Genomic DNA, 17912 nt, shown 5'->3' with positions numbered 1-17912 from the left:
CCGCTTTTTTTATCTCCGGGTTCTTTCTTTCAGCCCACCCAGCGGCGCGCATTGCGCCAGATGCGCATCCACGGGCTCAGTTCGTTCTTGTCGCCACCGGTCCAGCTCATCTGGATGTTGCGGAACACGCGCTCGGGGTGCGGCATCACGGCCGTGAAGCGGCCGTCGGGCGTGGTCACCGAGGTCAGGCCGCCCGCGCTGCCGTTCGGATTGAACGGGTACTGCTCGGTCGGGTTGCCGTGGTTGTCCACGAAGCGCATCGCCGCAATGGCCTTGGCCGCGTCGCCGCGGTGCTTGAAGTTGGCATAGCCCTCGCCGTGCGCCACTGCGATCGGCAGGCGCGTGCCGGCCATGCCCGCAAAGAAGATGCTCGGCGATTCGAGCACCTCGACCATCGACAGGCGCGCCTCGAAGCGCTCGCTCTGGTTGGTGGTGAAACGCGGCCAGGCCTCGGCGCCGGGAATGATGTCGGCCAGTTCGGCGAACATCTGGCAGCCGTTGCACACGCCCAGGCCGAAGGTATCTTCGCGGCCGAAGAAGGCCTTGAACTGTTCGGCGAGCTTCGGGTTGAAGGTGATGCTGCGCGCCCAGCCGATGCCGGCGCCCAGCGTGTCGCCGTAGCTGAAGCCGCCGCAGGCCACCACCCCCTTGAAGTCGGCGAGGTCCGCCCTGCCCGCCTGCAGGTCGGTCATGTGGACGTCGAAGGCTTCGAAGCCTGCTTCAGTGAACGCGTAGGCCATCTCGACATGCGAATTGACGCCCTGCTCGCGCAGGATGGCAACCTTGGGGCGCGACGACAGCAGCCCCGGGCCGAGTTCACCCCAGCCCTTGCCGAGCGGCGGCGAGACATGCCAGTGCAGGCCCGGATCGGCGGGTTCGCCCGCCGCGGCGTGCTCGGCATTGGCGCAGTCCGGGTTGTCACGCTCGCGGGCGATCTTCCAGCTGACCGAGTCCCACACCTGGTGCAGGTCCTGCAGCGTCGCGCTGAACACCGACTTGGCATCGCGCCAGACTTCGAGTTTGCCCTTGCCGGCATCCATCGTGGAGCTGGCGGGCCGCGTCTTGCCGACGAAGTGGCTGTGGGCGCTGAGGCCGTGGGCGCGCAGCACCTGCATCACGTCGTTGCGCTCTTCGGTGCGCACCTGCAGCACCATGCCGAGCTCTTCGTTGAACAGCGCCTTCAGCGTGAGCTCCTCGCGCCGCGCGCTGACCTGCTGCGCCCAGTTCTTGGCGTCGCCGGTTTCCATGCGGCTGTCGGAGATGCCGTCGCCTTCGGTGACCAGCATGTCGACGTTGAGCGCCACGCCCACGTGGCCCGCAAAGGCCATTTCGCAGGCGGTGGCGAACAGGCCGCCGTCGCTGCGGTCGTGCATGGCCAGGATCTTGCCGTCGGCGCGCAGCGCGTTCACGGCATTGACCAGCGCGACGAGTTGCGCCGGGTCGTCGAGGTCGGGCACGGTGTCGCCGCTCTGGTTCAGCGTCTGCGCCAGGATGCTGCCGGCCATGCGGTGCTGGCCGCGGCCCAGGTCGATCAGCACCAGCGTGGTGTCGGCCTCCGAGGCATCGAGCTGCGGCGTGAGCGTGCCGCGCACGTCGGCCAGCGTGGCGAAGGCGGTCACGATCAGGCTCACGGGCGAGGTGACCTTCCTGGCTTCGTCCCCATCCTTCCACTGCGTGCGCATCGACAGCGAATCCTTGCCGACCGGAATCGACACGCCGAGCGCCGGACACAGCTCAAGGCCCACGGCCTTGACGGTTTCGTACAGCGCGGCGTCTTCGCCGGGCTCGCCGCAGGCGGCCATCCAGTTGGCCGAGAGCTTCACGCGCGAAAGCTCGATCGGCGCCGCCAGCAGGTTGGTGATGGCCTCGGCCACGGCCATGCGGCCCGAGGCCGGCGCGTCGAGCACCGCCAGCGGCGTGCGCTCGCCCATGCTCATCACCTCGCCGGCGAAGCCCCTGTAGTCGGCCAGCGTCACGGCGCAATCGGCCACCGGCACCTGCCAGGGGCCGACCATCTGGTCGCGGTGGCTCAGGCCGCCCACGGTGCGGTCGCCGATGGTGATCAGGAAGCGCTTGGAGGCCACCGTCGGGTGCGACAGCACGTCGATGGCGGCCTTCTGCAGGTCGACGCCCGTGAGGTCGAGCGGCTTGAAGCTGCGCGCCAGCGCCTTGACGTCGCGGTGCATCTTGGGCGGCTTGCCGAGCAGCACGTCCATCGGCATCTCGACGGGCTGCACCTCGGCGCCTTCGTCGGCCACCAGCAGCTGGCGCTCCTCGGTCGCCACACCCACCACCGAGAACGGGCAGCGCTCGCGCTCGCAGAAGGCCTTGAACTGTTCGAGCGATTCCGGCGCAATGGCCAGCACATAGCGCTCCTGGCATTCGTTGCACCAGATCTCGTTCGGCGCCATGCCCGATTCCTCCAGCGGCACGGCGCGCAGGTCGAAGCGCGCGCCGCGGCCGGCGTCGTTGGTCAACTCGGGGAAGGCATTGCTCAGGCCGCCCGCGCCCACGTCGTGGATCGCGAGGATCGGGTTGGCCGCGCCCTGCTGCCAGCAGTGGTTGATGACCTCCTGCGCACGGCGTTCGATTTCGGGGTTGCCGCGCTGCACCGAGTCGAAGTCGAGCTCGGCCGCGTTGGCGCCCGTGGCCATGGAACTCGCGGCGCTGCCGCCCATGCCGATGCGCATGCCAGGGCCGCCGAGCTGGATCAGCAGCGAGCCGGCCGGGAACTGGATCTTCTTGGTCTGCGTGGCGTCGATTTGCCCCAAGCCGCCCGCGATCATGATGGGCTTGTGATAGCCGCGCTGCACGATGTCGAGGTCGCTCGCCACGGTCTGCTCGTATTCGCGGAAATAGCCCAGCAGGTTGGGCCGGCCGAATTCGTTGTTGAACGCGGCGCCGCCCAGCGGGCCCTCGGTCATGATCTGCAGCGGGCTGGCAATGTGCTCAGGCTTGCCGTAGTGGCCCTCTTCCGGCCAGAGCTTCGACACCGTGAAGCCCGTCAGGCCGGCCTTGGGCTTGGAGCCGCGGCCGGTGGCGCCTTCGTCGCGGATCTCGCCGCCCGCGCCGGTCGAGGCACCCGGAAACGGGGAAATGGCGGTCGGGTGGTTGTGCGTCTCGACCTTCATCAGCACGTGGCTCAGCGCGCTATCTTTTTGATAGCTCTGCGAGCCCGCAGCCGGAATGAAGCGCTCGACCGTCGTGCCCTCCATCACCGAGGCGTTGTCCGCATAGGCGATCACCGTGTGCTGCGGGTTCTGCTTCTCGGTGTGGCGGATCATCGAGAACAGGCTTTGCGGCTGGGCCTCGCCATCGATGGTGAAGCTGGCGTTGAAGATCTTGTGGCGGCAGTGCTCGCTGTTGGCCTGCGCGAACATCATCAGCTCGACGTCGCTCGGGTTGCGCCCGAGCCGGGTGAAGGCTTCGACCAGGTAGTCGATCTCGTCTTCCGCCAGCGCCAGGCCGAAACCCGTGTTGGCCGCCACCAGCGCGGCGCGGCCGCCGCCCTGCACATCGACCTGCGCCATCGGCTGGGCCGGCAGCTCGCTGAACAGGCTGGCGGCCTGCTCCACCGTGGCCAGCACCGATTCGGTCATGCGGTCGTGCAGCGGAACGGCCACGGCGGCCAGCAGGTCGCCCTCGAGCACGGGCGCCTTGCCGATCAGCGGGGCCTTGAGCTTCAGGTGGTACTGGGTGACCCGCTCGACCCGTCGCAGCGCCAGGCCGCAGTTGTGGGCGATGTCGGTGGCCTTGGAAGCCCAGGGCGAAACGGTGCCCAGGCGGGGCGTGACGACCACCGAAGTGCCCGCCTTGGCCGGGGCCTCGAAGGGCTCGCCGTAGGTCAGGAGCGCGGCGAAGCGCTCGTGGTCGGCCGCGCCGAGCGCCGCATCGGTGACCACCAGGTGCACGAAACGGGCGCTGATGCTCTCGATGCGCGGCTCGATCGCCTGCAGCTTTGGCAGCAGCTGCCGCGCGCGGAAATCGCTGAGTGCGCTGCCGCCCTCGAAAAGGGTTACGACGGGAAGGGCTTGAGGTGCGGGCTGCGTCACGGTCGAATGGGCCTGGGGCCGCGTTGGGAATCAGAAAAATCGAGGCGGACGGCCGCTGACTGGGGCCATCCGCGTAAGCCCTGAATTTTAGCCGGGTGAATGGGATAATTCCGGGATGAGCATTACCTACAAAGACGCCGCAGGCATCGAAGCCATGCGCGTCGCCTGCCGCCTGGCTTCCGAGGTGCTGGACTACCTCACGCCCCTCATCAAGCCCGGCATCACCACGAACGATGTCGACCGCCTGGCCGCCGAATACATGGTCAAGCAGGGCACCACCTCGGCGACCGTGGGCTACATGGGCGCCAGCAGCGTGCCTTTTCCGAAGTCGCTCTGCACCTCGGTGAACCACGTGGTCTGCCACGGCATCCCCAATGACAAGCCGCTGAAAAAGGGCGACATCATGAACGTCGACGTGACCGTCATCAAGGACGGCTGGTTCGGCGACAACAGCCGCATGTACATCATCGGCGATACCTCCATTGCCGCCAAGCGCCTGTGCCACATCACTTTCGAAGCCATGTGGCATGGCATCCTGCAGGTGCGCCCGGGCGCCCACCTGGGCGACGTGGGCCACGCGATCCAGAAATTCGCCGAAGGCCAGGGCTTTTCGGTGGTGCGCGAATTCTGCGGCCACGGCGTGGGCCAGCGGTTCCACGAAGAACCCCAAGTGCTGCACTACGGCCGACCGGGCACGCTGGAAGAACTCAAGCCCGGCATGATCTTCACCATCGAGCCGATGATCAACGCCGGCAAGCGCGAGGTGAAGGAAGACTTCAAGGGCGGCCAGTACGACGGCTGGACCATCGTCACCCGCGACCGTTCGCTGTCGGCGCAATGGGAACACACGGTGCTGGTCACCGAAACGGGCTACGAGGTGCTCACGCTGTCGGAAGGCAGCCCACCCCTGCCCTCGTTCGTCACCTCCACGAAAACGTGAGCCGCGCGAGCGGCGCACGGCCGAGGACACAGCCGTGATCGAACCAGCCAAGATCGATGTCGCCACGCTGCGCGAAGCCTATCGCGCCAGGAAGCTGGCGCTGTTCGACACCCTGCGCTTTGCCCGCGCGCCCACGCGTAGCGTACACACGGTGCTGCGGCAGCTGTCGGCCCTGGCCGACCAGACGCTGTGCGCGCTCTGGCGGGAAGCCGATTTCGGCGACTCGCTCGCGCTGGTGGCCGTGGGCGGCTTCGGCCGCGGCGAACTGTTCCCCTACTCCGACGTCGACGTGCTGCTGCTGCTGCCGCCCGAGGGCGAGGCCGGCGCGGTCGATCCGGCCCGCATCGAGGCCTTCATCGGCCACTGCTGGGACGCGGGGCTCGAGATCGGCTCCAGCGTGCGCACCGTCGACGAGTGCCTGGCCGAAGCCGAGAAGGACGTCACGGTCCAGACCTCGCTGCTCGAGTCGCGGCTGATCACGGGCGACAAGAAGCTCTTCGTGGCGTTCCGCAGGCGCTTCGCACGGGCCATCGATCCGCAGGCCTTCTTCGTGGCCAAGTCGCAGGAAATGCGCCATCGCCACCAGAAATTCGACAACACGCCCTATGCGCTCGAGCCCAACTGCAAGGAATCGCCGGGCGGCCTGCGCGACCTGCAGACCATCCTCTGGATGACCAAGGCCGCCGGCTTCGGTGGCCGGTGGGACGACCTCGCCAAGAACGGCCTGGCCACCTCGTTCGAGGCACAGCAGATCAAGCGCAACGAAGCGCTGCTCTCGCTGATCCGTGCGCGCCTGCATGTGATTGCCAACCGGCGCGAGGACCGCCTGGTGTTCGACCTGCAGACCGCCGTGGCCGCGAGCTTCGGCTACGAAGGCGAATCGCAGCGCAAGTCCAGCGAGGCGTTGATGCGGCGCTACTACTGGGCGGCCAAGGCGGTGTCGCAGCTCAACCAGATCCTGCTGCTGAACATCGCGGAGCGGCTGCAGCCGGTGGACGAGCAGCACACGCCGATCAACGAGCGCTTCTACGAGCGCGCCGGCCTGATCGAGATTGCGAGCGACGACCTCTACGAGCGCGAGCCGCACGCCATTCTCGAGACCTTTCTTCTCTACCAGAAGACCATCGGCGTGAAAGGCCTGTCGGCACGCACGCTGCGCGCGCTCTACAACGCGCGCCACGTGATGGACAGCAAGTTCCGCAACGACCCGGTCAACCACCAGACCTTCATGCGCATCCTGCTGCAGCCCTACGGCATCACGCATGCGTTCCGGCTCATGAACCAGACCTCGGTGCTGGGGCGCTACCTGCGGGTGTTCCGCAGCATCGTGGGGCAGATGCAGCACGACCTGTTCCATGTGTACACGGTGGACCAGCACATCCTGATGGTGCTGCGCAACGTGCGGCGCTTCTTCATTGCCGAGCATGCGCACGAATACCCGTTCTGCTCGCAACTCGCGGCGGGCTGGGACAAGCCATGGATCCTTTACGTGGCGGCGCTGTTCCACGACATCGCCAAGGGACGCGGCGGCGACCATTCCACGCTCGGCGCACGCGACGTGCAGCGTTTCTGCAAGCAGCACGGCATCGCGCGCGAAGATTCCAGGCTGATCGAATTCCTGGTTGCAGAGCACCTGGTGATGAGCCAGGTCGCGCAGAAGCAGGACCTGAGCGACCCCGAGGTGATCGGCGCCTTCGCCAAGCGCGTGGGCAACGAGCGCTATCTGACCGCGCTCTATCTGTTGACGGTGGCCGACATCCGCGGCACCTCGCCGCGCGTGTGGAATGCCTGGAAGGGCAAGCTGCTCGAAGACCTGTACCGCTTCACCCTGCGCGCGCTCGGCGGCCGCATGCCCGACCCCGACGCCGAGGTGGAATCGCGCAAGCGCGAGGCGCTGGTGCAGCTTGCGCTGCACGCCCAGCGCTTCGAGGCCCACAAGGCCCTGTGGGCCACGCTCGACGTCGGCTACTTCATGCGCCACGATGCCGCCGAGATCGCCTGGCATGCCAAGCAGCTCTCGCGCTTCGTGCCACCGCCCAATGTGCCCGTGGACCCCAAGGCGCCGCCGATCGTGCGGGCGCATCTTTCGCCTGTCGGCGAAGGCCTGCAGGTGGTGGTCTACACGCCCGACCAGCCCGACCTGTTCGCGCGCATCTGCGGCTACTTCGACCAGTCCTCGTTCAGCATCCTTGACGCGAAAGTACACACCACGAGCAACGGCTACGCGCTCGACACGTTTCAGGTGGTGACCACCTTCCTGCCCGACCACTACCGCGATCTCATCAGCATGGTGGAGTCGGGCCTGGCGCAGACGCTGACCGAAGCCGGCCCCCTGCCCCCACCCAGCGTGGGCCGCGTGTCGCGGCGCGTGCGCAGCTTTCCGATCAAGCCGCGCATCAGCCTGCTGCCCGACGACAAGGCGCAGCGCTGGCTGCTCAACATCTCGGCCAGCGACCGCGCCGGGCTGCTTTATTCGGTGGCGCGCGTGCTCGCACGGCATCACCTGAACCTGCAGCTCGCCAAGGTCACGACCCTGGGCGAGCGGGTGGAAGACACCTTCCTGATCAGCGGGCCGGAACTGCAGGGCCAGAAGACGCAACTGGCCATCGAGACCGAGCTGATGGAAGCGCTGGCGTCCTGAGCCGCTTTCCGCTTGTTTCATCCGCGGGTGCATCCTGCGGCATGATGGTGCCGACTTGATTCAACTCGAACGGCAACCCTCGACATGAGCCAGAAAACCAATCCCCTCGCGGGCCAGCCCGCACCGCTGGACCTGCTCGTCAACGTCCCGCGCCTCGTTTCGGCCTACTACGCGGGCCAGCCCGATCCCTCGGTGCCTTCGCAGCGCGTGGCCTTCGGAACCTCGGGCCACCGCGGCTCCTCCTTCGACAACGCATTCAACGAATGGCATGTGCTGGCCATGAGCCAGGCCATTGCCGACTACCGGCGCCAGAAGGGCATCGACGGCCCGCTGTTCCTCGGCATCGACACGCATGCGCTTTCGACGCCCGCCTTCAACAGCGCGGTCGAGGTGCTGGCGGCCAACGGCGTCGAGCTGATGCTCTCGAAGGACGACGAGTACACGCCTACGCCGGCCGTCTCGCATGCGATCCTGGTCTACAACCGCGGACGCACGACGGGGCTGGCCGACGGCATCGTGATCACGCCTTCGCACAATCCGCCCGAAAGCGGTGGCTTCAAGTACAACCCGCCCAACGGCGGCCCCGCGGGCACCGACATCACCTCGGCGGTCGAAGCCGCGGCCAACGCCTTTCTTGCAGCCGGCCTCAAGGGCGTGAAGCGCCTGCCGCTCGCACAGGCGCTGCGCGCCTCGACCACGCACCGCCACGACTACCTGAACACCTATGTCGAAGACCTCGCGCTGGTGCTCGACATGGATGCGATCCGCGACGTTGCAGTCGATCTCGGCGTCGATCCGCTGGGTGGCGCCGGCGTGCGCTACTGGCCGGCCATCGCCGAGCGCTACAAGCTCGGGCGGCTCAACGTTCTGAGCCAGGAGGTCGATCCCACCTTCCGCTTCATGTCGCTCGACTGGGACGGCCGCATCCGCATGGACCCGTCGTCGCCCGATGCCATGCACAAGCTGATCGGCCTGCGGGACCGCTTCGGCATTGCCTTCGCCTGCGACACCGACCATGACCGCCACGGCATCGTCACGCGCAGCGCGGGGCTGCTGCCGCCCAACAACTACCTGGCGGTGATGGTCGACTACCTCTTCACGCACCGGCCGCAATGGGCGGCGCATGCGGCGGTCGGCAAGACGGTGGTCAGCAGCCAGATGATCGACCGCGTGGCCGCCCGGCTGGGCCGCAAGCTGTACGAGGTGCCGGTGGGCTTCAAGTGGTTCGTCGACGGGCTGGTGGATTCGTCGCTGGGCTTCGGCGGCGAGGAAAGCGCGGGCGCCACCTTCCTGCGGCGCGACGGCTCGGTCTGGACCACCGACAAGGACGGCATCGTTCCCGCCCTGCTCTCGGCCGAAATTGCCGCGCGCACCGGGCGCGACCCTGGCGAACGCTTTGCCGAACTGGCGCAGGCGCTGGGCCAGCCGGTGGCCAATCGCGTGGACGCGGCGGCCACCGTCGAGCAGAAGAAGAAGCTCTCGAGCCTGTCGCCGCAGCAGGTGCTGTCCACCGAGCTCGCAGGCGAGAAGATCCAGAACGTGCTGAGCCGCGCCCCGGGCAACGGCGCGGCCATCGGTGGCGTGAAGGTGGTCACAGAGAACGGCTGGTTCGCCGCGCGGCCCTCGGGCACCGAGAACATCTACAAGATCTACGGCGAGAGCTTTCTCGGTGCCGAGCACCTGGGCCGCATCCTCGAGGAAGCGCAGCAGCTGGTGGACAAGGCGCTGGCGACTGGCTGAGAAGCTTCATCGAACGTCCGGCGCTGCCATGAACACCGAACTGTCGCGTCTCGCCGCCGAGCTTGGCCTGAACGATCCCGGGCACGCATCGCTGCGCCTGGCTTTCGGCCTGGCTTGCGCGGACCGCATCGGGCATCTGCTGGAAGACCCGCGCGCCATCGAAGGCCTCTCGGTGGCGCATGCCGTTCTCGACGGCAAGGCCGACGAAGCAGCCTTGACGGCGGCCCGCGCGGAGTTGGCGGCCGTGGCGAACGGGCACCGGGGCTCGAACTCGATCGATGGCTCGGCACATGCGGCGGTTTCCGCCACGTATGCGGTGGCCAATGCCCTGGCCGGCCGGGCCCTCGAGGCCGCGAGCTACGCAGCCTATGCGGCTGTCTATGCCTACGGTGGCTATGCGATCACGGACCCGACGGCCTTCGAGGATGAATTCGCGTGGCAGGTCCAGACTCTCGAGACACTGGCGCAACCGCATGCATCCTCGGCCGGTCCGGCTCAGCGCGTGCCCTCTCCCAGCCGCCGCTCGAGCCACACGCTGTAGCGCGAAAGCCCGAAGCACAGCACCCAGTACACCGCTGCAATAAAGAGGTAGCCCTCGAGGTAGAACGGCCGCCAGGTCGGGTCGCCGCCGAGCGCCAGGCCCAGCGCGCCGGTCAGCTCGAACAGGCCGACCACCGTGACCAGCGAGGTGTCTTTCAGCGTGCCGACCACGCTGTTGGTCAGCGCCGGCACCACCAGCCGCAGGGCCTGCGGCAGCACGATGTCCCGCTGCACCGGCCAGCGTCCGAAGCCCAGCGCCATCGCCACCTCGGTCTGCCCGCGCGGCACGGCCTGCAGCCCGCCGCGGATGATCTCGGCCAGGTAGGCCGCCACGAACAGCGTGAGTCCCGCCAGCACGCGCACCAGCACGTCGGGTTGCCAGCCCGCGGGCCAGAGCAGCGGCAGCAGGAACGACGCCATGAACAGCACCGAGATCAGCGGCACGCCGCGCACCAGCTCGATGTAGCTCGCGCTGAGCGTGCGAACCACCGGCCAGCCCGAGCGGCGCCCCAGCGCAAGCAGCAGCGCCAGCGGAAAGGCCAGCGCCAGGCCCACCACGGCAAGGCCGATGGTGAGTGGCAGTCCGCCCCAGCGGCTGGTTGGCACAGGGACGAGGCCCGCCACGCCGCCGCGCATCAGCAGCACGAACAACAGCAGCGCCGCAATCCAGAGCGGTGCCAGCCACCAGCGCCAGCTGCGCGGCCAGGCGCTCAGCACGGTCACGGCCGACAGCACGACCACGGCAATGGCCGGGCGCCATTGCTCTTCGTAGGGAAAGCGCCCGAACAGCATCGGCCGCCATTTCTCGGCCACCACGCCCCAGCAGGCGCCGTGCTGCACAGCGCGGCAGGCTTCTGCGTCAGGCCGGAACACGGCGTGCACCACGCCCCATTCAATGGCGTGGAAGCCGCCCCACGCCAGCAGCACGACCAGCAGCACGGTGGCCAGGGCCCGCAGCGGCGAACCCCAGAGTTCGCTGCGCCAGGCGATGGGGCCCTGGGCGACGTTCCTCATCGCCAGCCCCTGAGCGCGACGCGCGCGTTGTAGCGATTCATGCCGAAGGAGATCAGCAGCGACAGCAGCAGGTACACCGCCATGATGATCGCGATGCACTCGAAGGCCCGCCCGTTCGAGCCGATGGTGGTGTTGGCCACCGACACCAGCTCCGGATAACCCACGGCCACCGCGAGCGATGAATTCTTGGTCAGGCTGAGCAGCTGGTTGGTGAGCGAAGGCACGATCACCCGCAGCGCCTGCGGCAGGATCACGATGCGCAGCTGCTGCACCGGCGTGAGGCCCAGCGCCTGCCCGGCCAGCACCTGCCCTTGCGACACCGAGAGGATGCCGGCGCGCACGATCTCGGCCACGAACGCTGCCGAATAGAAGGACAGGCCGGCGACGATGGTCACGTACTCCGGGCTCAGCGCCGCGCCGCCGCTCACGCCGAAGTCGCCGCGCTCGGGCCATTCGAAGTGCGTGGGCCACCAGCCGCCCTCGCCCGACGCCGGCCAGGGCACGCTGAGGCCGGCCTTGCTGAGCCACACGCCGGGCAGCAGCCGCACAGGTTCGGTGGGGTCGGGCAGCAGGTTGGCGATGGCAAAGGCCAGCATCAGCAACTGCACGAGCAGCGGCACGTTGCGCAGCAATTCGACATAAGCGGTGCAGATGCCGCGCAGCAGCACATGCGGCGCGAGCCGGCCGATGCCGATCAGGGTGCCGAGCACGACCGAGAAGATCGCTGCGGGGACCGAGGCGCGCACCGTGTTGACCAGGCCTGCCAGAAAGGCGCGCCAGAACGGCTGGCTGGCATCGAAGTCGAGCCAGCCTTCGCTGATGGAGAAGCCCGCGGGCTCGACGAGAAAGTCGAAGCCCGAGCGGACGCCGCGCGCACGCAGCACTTCGAGCGCATGGTGCACCACCCAGAAGGCGCCGGCCACGACGGCCAGCACCAGCAGCGACTGGACGACCCAGGCCAGCCAGGCGCCGCGGCGCGAGGCTTCCCGGCTCATCGAACGGGTGGTGCGTAGATCAGGCCGCCCTTGTTCCAGAGGTTGTTCGAGCCGCGCGGCAGCTTGAGGACCGATTTCGGCCCGACGTTGCGCTCGAACATCTCGCCGTAGTTCCCCACGGCCTTGATGGCGCGGAACGACCAGTCCTTGTCGAGGCCCAGCAGCTTGCCCAGGTCTTCGCCGGTGCCGACCAGGCGCTGCTGCGCCGGGTCCTTGCTGTTGGCCTTGAGCTCGTCGGCATTGGCCTGCGTGACACCGAATTCTTCTGCCTCGATGAGCGCGTTGGGCACCCACTTGGCAATGGCAAACCATTCGTCGTCGCCGCGGCGCACCAGCGGCGCGAGCGGTTCCTTGGAAATCAGCTCGGGCAGGATGACGTAGTCGTCAGGGTTCGGCGCTTCCTTGTTGCGCAGGCCCGCCAGCGCCGAGGCGTCGGTGGTGAAGGCCTGGCAACGGCCGGAGAAGAAGGCCTTGAACGAGGCTTCGAAGCTTTCGAAGACGACGGTCTTGACCGGGATGTTCTGCGCGCGGAAGTAGTCGGACACGTTCTTCTCGTTGGTGGTGCCCGACTGCGTGCAGATGGTGGCGTTCTTGAGCTGCTTGGCGCTCGTGACCTTGAGCTTCTTCGGCACCAGGAAGCCCTGGCCGTCGTAGTAGGTGATGGTGGTGAAGTTGAAGCCCAGCGAGGTGTCGCGCGTGAGCGTCCAGGTGGTGTTGCGCGCGAGGATGTCGATCTCGCCGGCCTGCAGGGCCGAGAAGCGCTGCTGCGAATTGAGCGGCACGAAGTCGACCTTCTTCGGATCGCCCAGCACGGCCGCGGCAATCGCGCGGCAGGTGTCGACGTCCAGGCCCGACCAGTTGCCCTGCGTATCCGGCGCGGAGAACCCGGCCACGCCATTGGTCACGCCGCACTTCACGGTGCCGCGCTGCTTGACGGCATCGAGGGTCTTGCCGGCAAAGGCGGGGGCGGCAGCGGCAAACGCTGCAACGGTTGCGGCCACGGCCAGTGCGGGACGGAATCGGTTCTTCATTTGGTATGTTCTCCTCAACAACGAGCGAAAGGCAGTGTACGAGGCTGCGCGCCACCCTGCCAAGGAACGGACAGTTGAATGCATATGCTGCGTGCGCCGCCGGCTACGGGTTTTTCTCGCCGGCCGCATTCACTAACATACGGGCCTCCAACAACTTCACCAGGAATCTGCTCATGACCAAATCCGACGACACCGGCAAGCTCGTTCTGCGCGTCGCACTCGGCATCCTCATCCTGCTGCACGGCATTGCGAAGGTCGGCAAAGGCGTCGACGGGATCGGCGGCATGCTGGCATCCCATGGCTTGCCGGCTGCCTTGGCCTACCTGGTCTATGTCGGAGAGATCCTTGCGCCGGTGCTGCTCATCGTGGGGCTGTTCACGCGGCCGGCCGCACTGATCGTTGCCCTCAACATGCTGGCGGCCATCTGGCTCGTGCATCAGAAGGACCTGGGCGCGCTCAATGGCCAGGGCGGCTGGGCACTGGAGCTGCAGGGCATGTTCCTGTTCTCGGCGATCGCCATCGCGCTCTTCGGCGGCGGCCGCTTCGGCCTGGGCGGCAAGTACAACTGAAAGAAAGCAAGCGGCCGGTGACGAACCGGCCGCTTTTTTCGTCAATCGTCGTCGTTGGCGTCGAGCCCTGGAAACAGGACGTCGGTGTAGCCGAAGCGCGAGAAGTCGCGCACCCGCATCGGATAGAGCTTGCCCAGCAGGTGATCGACTTCATGCTGCACCACGCGCGCATGAAAGCCGCTTGCGATGCGGTCGATCGGATCGCCGTAGGGATCGAAGCCGGTGTAGCGGATGTTCGCGAAGCGCGGCACCACGCCGCGCAGGCCCGGCACCGACAGGCAGCCTTCCCAGCCCTCTTCTTCCTCCTCGCCGATCGGCGTGATGACCGGATTCAGGAGCACGGTGCGCGGCACCGGGGGTGCGTCGGGGTAGCGGGGATTGACGACATCGGTGCCGAAGATCACGAGCTGCTGGTCGACGCCGATCTGCGGCGCGGCCAAGCCGGCGCCATTGACTGCCAGCATGGTCTCGAACATGTCGCGCACCAGCAGGTGCAGCTCGTCGTTGTCGAAGGCAACCACCGGCTGCGCAACGCGCAGCAACCGGGGGTCGCCCATCTTGAGGATTTCGCGGATGGCCATGGCGGGGATTATCGCGAGCGGCCCCGCCACGCGGTCACGGAGGGGTTTGGCTCGGCGTCTTGGAGTCCGGCGACGACCACAGTCGCGACGCGCCGCGCGGCGGCTGCGACCGGTACTGCGGCAGCGGCGACACGCCTGTATTGCCGGTCGGCGGCACGATGGCTCCACCACCAGGCGGTCGGCCGCCTCCCCAACCGGGACGAGAAGGCACAGGCACCGGCACGGGCACCGGTCGCACCGCCGGGTAGCCCGGCCGTCCGTAATAAGGCCTGTCGTAGTAGGGGCGGTCGTAATAGCGGCGCCCGCCGTCGTAGTAACCGCCACCCTGGATATAGACCGGCGCCGGATTCACCACCACCGGGTCCGCGTAGTACGGCTGCGAATAGCCCCCACTGTAGTAAGGGTCGCCAGGAACAGCCACGCAGCCGCCGAGCAGCGCGAAGCCGCCGACGGCGACACAGATACCGAGAACACGAATTTTCTGCATGAGGGACTCCTTGTCAGCCTTCTGTTTTCTTCAACGTCAGCTTGTAGACCCTGTTGACTGCGCCGGTGTGAAGTCGCGTAACGGGCGGTAAGAACACCGCGCCATCCGCTCCTTCAACCCGGAACACCATTGGCAAGTATCTCCAGCATATGCGCTTCATCGATCACGTTCACGCCGATTTCACGGGCCTTGTCGAGCTTGCTGCCGGCCTCCTCGCCAGCCACAAGGTAGCTTGTCTTCTTGCTGACCGAGCCCGCCACCTTGGCGCCGGCTGCCTCCAATTTATCCTTCGCTTCGTCCCTGCTCAGCGTAGGAAGGGTACCGGTAATCACGAAGGTCAGACCCGCCAACGGCTTGGGGGCACGCGCAGCGGGCTCGCCCTCTTCCCACGTCAGCCCGCAGGCCCGCAGCTGCTCGACCACCTCGCGGTTGTGCGGCTGGTCGAAGAAGGTGCGCAGGCTTTGGGCAACGACCGGGCCGACATCGTTGACTTCAAGCAACTGCTCCTCGCTCGCGTCCATGATCGCGTCGAGCTTGCCGAAATGCTTGGCCAGGTCTTTCGCGGTGCTCTCGCCCACATGCCGGATCCCGAGCCCGAACAGGAAGCGCGGCAGCGTGGTCTTCTTCGAGGCCTCGAGCGCATCGACGAGGTTCCTGGCCGACTTCTCGGCCATGCGGTCCAGCCCCGCCAGAGTGGTGAACCCCAGCCTGTAGAGGTCGGGCAAGATGCGGATCAGGTTGGCATCGACCAATTGCTCGACCAGCTTGTCGCCGAGCCCGTCGATGTCGACCGCGCGCCGCGCCGCAAAGTGCAGGATGGCTTCCTTGCGCTGGGCCGCGCAGAACAGGCCGCCGGTGCAGCGGTAGTCGACTTCGCCTTCTTCGCGCAGCGCCTCCGATCCGCACACCGGGCACTGGTGCGGCATGGTGAACAGCGGCCCGCGCTCGCTGTCGGGCCGGGCCAGGCTTTCCGGCACCACGCCGACCACTTCGGGGATCACGTCGCCGGCACGCCGCACGATGACCTTGTCGCCCACGCGCACGTCCTTGCGGCGTGCCTCGTCCTCGTTGTGCAGCGTGGCGTTGGTCACGGTCACGCCGCCGACGAACACCGGCGCGAGCTTGGCCACCGGCGTGAGCTTGCCGGTGCGGCCCACTTGCACTTCGATGCCGAGCACCTCGGTGATCTGCTCCTGCGCCGGATACTTGTGCGCCACGGCCCAGCGCGGCTCGCGCGAGACGAAGCCCAGCCGCCGCTGCAGCTCGATGCTGTCGACCTTGTAGACCACGCCGTCGATGTCGTAGGGCAAGGCATCGCGCTGGCGCCCGATGTTCTCGTGGAAGGCAATCAGTTCAATGGCGCCGGTCGCACGCGCAGTCTGTTTGGCCACCGGGAATCCCCAGGCATCGAACTGCTGCAGCCATTCGAACTGGGTCGGAAAATCCGGTCCGCCTTCGCTGGCCGGCGTGACCTCGCCGAGGCCGTAGGCAAAAAAGCTCAGCGGCCGCGCCGCCGCAATGGCCGGATCGAGCTGGCGCACCGCGCCGGCCGCCGCATTGCGCGGGTTGACGAAGACCTTCTCGTTCTTCTGCCCGGCCGCGATCTTCTCGCGCTGGCGCTCGTTGAGCGCGTCGAAATCGGCGCGCTTCATGTAGATCTCGCCGCGCACCTCGACCACGGGCGGCGCCTTGCCGTTGAGCCGCAGCGGAATCTCGCGCACCGTGCGGATGTTCTGCGTGACTTCTTCGCCGACTTCGCCGTCGCCGCGCGTCGCGGCCTGTACCAGCACCCCGTTCTCGTAGCGCAGGTTCATGGCCAGGCCGTCGAACTTGAGCTCGCAGACGTACTCGACCTGCGGCCCGTCCTCGGCCAGGCCGAGCTCCTTGCGCACGCGGGCGTCGAACGCGCTCGCACCGTCGGGCGTGATGTCGGTCTCGGTGCGGATCGACAGCATCGGCACCCTGTGGCGCACCTTCACGAAGCCATCGAGCACCTTGCCGCCGACGCGCTGCGTGGGCGAATCGGGCCTGCGCAGTTCGGGGTATTCGGCCTCCAGTGCCTGCAGCCGCTGGAACATCCTGTCGTACTCGGCGTCAGGCAGCTCGGGTGCGTCGAGCACGTAGTAAAGATGGGCGTGCTTGTGGAGCTGTTCGCTCAGTGCGGCGGCTTCGCGTGCCGCTTCGTCGCGCGTGGTCATGGGTGTCTCCCGAACGATCGGATCAGCTGAAGAGGCGGCGCGCCAGCGGCGAACCGGCGGCCAGGTCGCGCGACTCGAGCGTGTCGTAGAGCTGCTCGAGGTCGGCGCCGATCACGTCCATGGTTTCTTCGCGCAGCAGTTGTCCGTCGCTGTCGGTGACCACGCCGTCCATCTCGCGCGCCAGCGTGGCGGCGGCTTCGCGCATGCGGCGGAACGGCTGCTCGGCGCGGTCGACCTGCGGCACGTCCAGGCTCAGGCTGAGCTCGCGGATGGCCGATTGCGCCGGGTCGTCGGCCAGCGCGGCCTGCGTGTCGAACGAGAGTCCGAGGACCGGAGGCAGCCCGACCTCGCTGGTCGGCAGCACCATGCGCCCCGGGATGATCCCGGCCACGAAACCCAGGCGGGCGGCGTTCTGCTGCACATAGCCGGGACTCCAGGCCGCATGCAGCGCGCGCAGCACGAAACCCAGCTGGGCATCGTGCGCGCTTGCGAACTGATCGAGTTCGCGGGCGCGCGCCACCTCGTCGAGCATTTCGGGAAATTCGAGCGCGCCATTGACGGCATCGGCAAAGGCCTGCGCCTTGACGACGAATTCGGAGTATTCGATCTCGTTGAGCGCGCCGGTGCGGTTGGCCAGCTGCACGCCCACCTGGAACGCGCTGTAGCGCTGGCCCGGCACGGGCGGCTCCCACTGGCCGGTGTGCTCGTTCAACCCTTCGATGGCCACGGGCTTGCTGCCCGCGCGGCGCGTGGGCGGCATGGCCGCGATGGCCGCATCGCCCGATGCGAGCCCGTCCAGCGACACCGGCGCGATCACATCGATGAGCGGATCGAGCCCGCCGCGCCGCTCGGCCGCCGGCACCGGGCTGGCACCCGGCGCGGGCAGGTCGGGGTCGAACAGGGGCTCGTGGCGTTCGTGGCCCGGCATCTGGTGCGGATCGACATGCAGCATCGGCTCCACCCCGTCGGACGAGGAAGATGGCCGATTCGCTTCGGACAAGCCGCCGTCAGCGGCGTCGGGCTGCCGCGGCGCATTGCGGCGCGAGGTCACGGTGTTGTAGGCAACGACGGCCGCGAGGACGAGGCCGCCGAGGATGGCCAGGGCGAGAGTGAGATTGCTCATG

13 protein-coding genes are annotated in these 17912 nt (G+C 67.6%); 5 read left to right on the top strand and 8 right to left on the bottom strand.

Annotated elements, in window-relative coordinates:
• Positions 1-29: 29 nt before the first annotated feature.
• Positions 30-4052, bottom strand: coding sequence for a phosphoribosylformylglycinamidine synthase (purL, locus tag VAPA_RS12850; protein ID WP_021007204.1), 4023 nt, complete (start codon positions 4050-4052; stop codon positions 30-32).
• Between the two features lie 115 nt (positions 4053-4167).
• On the opposite strand from purL, the gene map reads away from it, so the two are divergent.
• The 4 genes from map (at position 4168) to VAPA_RS12830 (ending at position 9914) form a co-directional block, all read left to right on the top strand.
• On the top strand, positions 4168-4992 hold the full coding sequence (gene map / locus VAPA_RS12845) for a type I methionyl aminopeptidase (protein WP_021007203.1): 825 nt from the start codon (positions 4168-4170) through the stop codon (positions 4990-4992).
• A 34-nt stretch (positions 4993-5026) separates the two neighbouring features.
• Positions 5027-7633: a [protein-PII] uridylyltransferase gene (locus tag VAPA_RS12840; RefSeq protein WP_021007202.1), complete on the top strand. Its 2607-nt coding sequence runs from the start codon at positions 5027-5029 to the stop codon at positions 7631-7633.
• Positions 7634-7717: 84 nt separating this feature from the next.
• Positions 7718-9373: a phosphoglucomutase (alpha-D-glucose-1,6-bisphosphate-dependent) gene (gene pgm / locus VAPA_RS12835; RefSeq protein WP_021007201.1), complete on the top strand. Its 1656-nt coding sequence runs from the start codon at positions 7718-7720 to the stop codon at positions 9371-9373.
• Between the two features lie 28 nt (positions 9374-9401).
• Positions 9402-9914 (top strand): hypothetical protein, encoded by a 513-nt coding sequence (locus VAPA_RS12830; RefSeq protein ID WP_021007200.1) that lies wholly within the window; start codon positions 9402-9404, stop codon positions 9912-9914.
• Here the strand turns inward: VAPA_RS12830 and VAPA_RS12825 are convergent.
• The 3 genes from VAPA_RS12825 to VAPA_RS12815 are packed head-to-tail and all read right to left on the bottom strand — an operon-like array spanning position 9869 to position 12953.
• Positions 9869-10927: an amino acid ABC transporter permease gene (locus tag VAPA_RS12825; protein WP_021007199.1), complete on the bottom strand. Its 1059-nt coding sequence runs from the start codon at positions 10925-10927 to the stop codon at positions 9869-9871. The two genes, VAPA_RS12830 and VAPA_RS12825, sit on opposite strands and share 46 nt — an antisense overlap.
• The gene (locus VAPA_RS12820; protein ID WP_021007198.1) at positions 10924-11922 is read right to left on the bottom strand and encodes an amino acid ABC transporter permease; all 999 of its coding nucleotides are present in this window, start codon (positions 11920-11922) and stop codon (positions 10924-10926) included. Before VAPA_RS12820 ends, VAPA_RS12825 begins: the two co-directional genes overlap by 4 nt.
• Positions 11919-12953, bottom strand: a complete 1035-nt coding sequence (locus VAPA_RS12815; protein WP_021007197.1) for an amino acid ABC transporter substrate-binding protein — start codon at positions 12951-12953, stop codon at positions 11919-11921. The genes VAPA_RS12820 and VAPA_RS12815 overlap by 4 nt, the downstream gene beginning before the upstream one ends.
• 173 nt (positions 12954-13126) lie before the next feature.
• Here VAPA_RS12815 and VAPA_RS12810 point away from each other — a divergent pair, with 173 nt between their 5' ends.
• Positions 13127-13522, top strand: a complete 396-nt coding sequence (locus tag VAPA_RS12810; protein WP_021007196.1) for a DoxX family protein — start codon at positions 13127-13129, stop codon at positions 13520-13522.
• Positions 13523-13563: 41 nt separating this feature from the next.
• On the opposite strand, the gene def is transcribed toward VAPA_RS12810, so the two are convergent.
• From def to VAPA_RS12795, 4 genes are all read right to left on the bottom strand, one after another.
• On the bottom strand, positions 13564-14103 hold the full coding sequence (def, locus tag VAPA_RS12805) for a peptide deformylase (protein ID WP_021007195.1): 540 nt from the start codon (positions 14101-14103) through the stop codon (positions 13564-13566).
• 34 nt (positions 14104-14137) lie between these two features.
• Positions 14138-14590, bottom strand: coding sequence for a hypothetical protein (locus tag VAPA_RS33895; RefSeq protein ID WP_021007194.1), 453 nt, complete (start codon positions 14588-14590; stop codon positions 14138-14140).
• Positions 14591-14703: 113 nt separating this feature from the next.
• On the bottom strand, positions 14704-16788 hold the full coding sequence (gene ligA, locus VAPA_RS12800) for an NAD-dependent DNA ligase LigA (RefSeq protein WP_021007193.1): 2085 nt from the start codon (positions 16786-16788) through the stop codon (positions 14704-14706).
• A 22-nt stretch (positions 16789-16810) separates the two neighbouring features.
• A complete protein-coding gene (locus tag VAPA_RS12795; protein ID WP_021007192.1) occupies positions 16811-17911 on the bottom strand; it encodes a cell division protein ZipA C-terminal FtsZ-binding domain-containing protein in 1101 nt (366 codons plus the stop codon).
• Position 17912 lies beyond the last annotated feature (1 nt).

The organism is Variovorax paradoxus B4 (assembly GCF_000463015.1).
GTDB lineage: Bacteria > Pseudomonadota > Gammaproteobacteria > Burkholderiales > Burkholderiaceae_C > Variovorax > Variovorax paradoxus_E.
Note: the sequence above shows the minus strand (reverse complement) of the source record. Positions and strands in the feature narration are given on the sequence as shown.

Excerpts from the sequence above, each read along its gene's own strand:
- map (WP_021007203.1), top strand. The coding sequence starts at position 4,168 with ATGAGCATTACCTACAAAGACGCCGCAGGCATCGAAGCCATGCGCGTC.
- pgm (WP_021007201.1), top strand. The coding sequence starts at position 7,718 with ATGAGCCAGAAAACCAATCCCCTCGCGGGCCAGCCCGCACCGCTGGAC.
- VAPA_RS12830 (WP_021007200.1), top strand. The coding sequence starts at position 9,402 with ATGAACACCGAACTGTCGCGTCTCGCCGCCGAGCTTGGCCTGAACGAT.
- VAPA_RS12825 (WP_021007199.1), bottom strand. The coding sequence starts at position 10,927 with ATGAGGAACGTCGCCCAGGGCCCCATCGCCTGGCGCAGCGAACTCTGG.
- VAPA_RS12820 (WP_021007198.1), bottom strand. The coding sequence starts at position 11,922 with ATGAGCCGGGAAGCCTCGCGCCGCGGCGCCTGGCTGGCCTGGGTCGTC.
- VAPA_RS12815 (WP_021007197.1), bottom strand. The coding sequence starts at position 12,953 with ATGAAGAACCGATTCCGTCCCGCACTGGCCGTGGCCGCAACCGTTGCA.
- VAPA_RS12810 (WP_021007196.1), top strand. The coding sequence starts at position 13,127 with ATGACCAAATCCGACGACACCGGCAAGCTCGTTCTGCGCGTCGCACTC.
- def (WP_021007195.1), bottom strand. The coding sequence starts at position 14,103 with ATGGCCATCCGCGAAATCCTCAAGATGGGCGACCCCCGGTTGCTGCGC.
- VAPA_RS33895 (WP_021007194.1), bottom strand. The coding sequence starts at position 14,590 with ATGCAGAAAATTCGTGTTCTCGGTATCTGTGTCGCCGTCGGCGGCTTC.
- ligA (WP_021007193.1), bottom strand. The coding sequence starts at position 16,788 with ATGACCACGCGCGACGAAGCGGCACGCGAAGCCGCCGCACTGAGCGAA.
- VAPA_RS12795 (WP_021007192.1), bottom strand. The coding sequence starts at position 17,911 with ATGAGCAATCTCACTCTCGCCCTGGCCATCCTCGGCGGCCTCGTCCTC.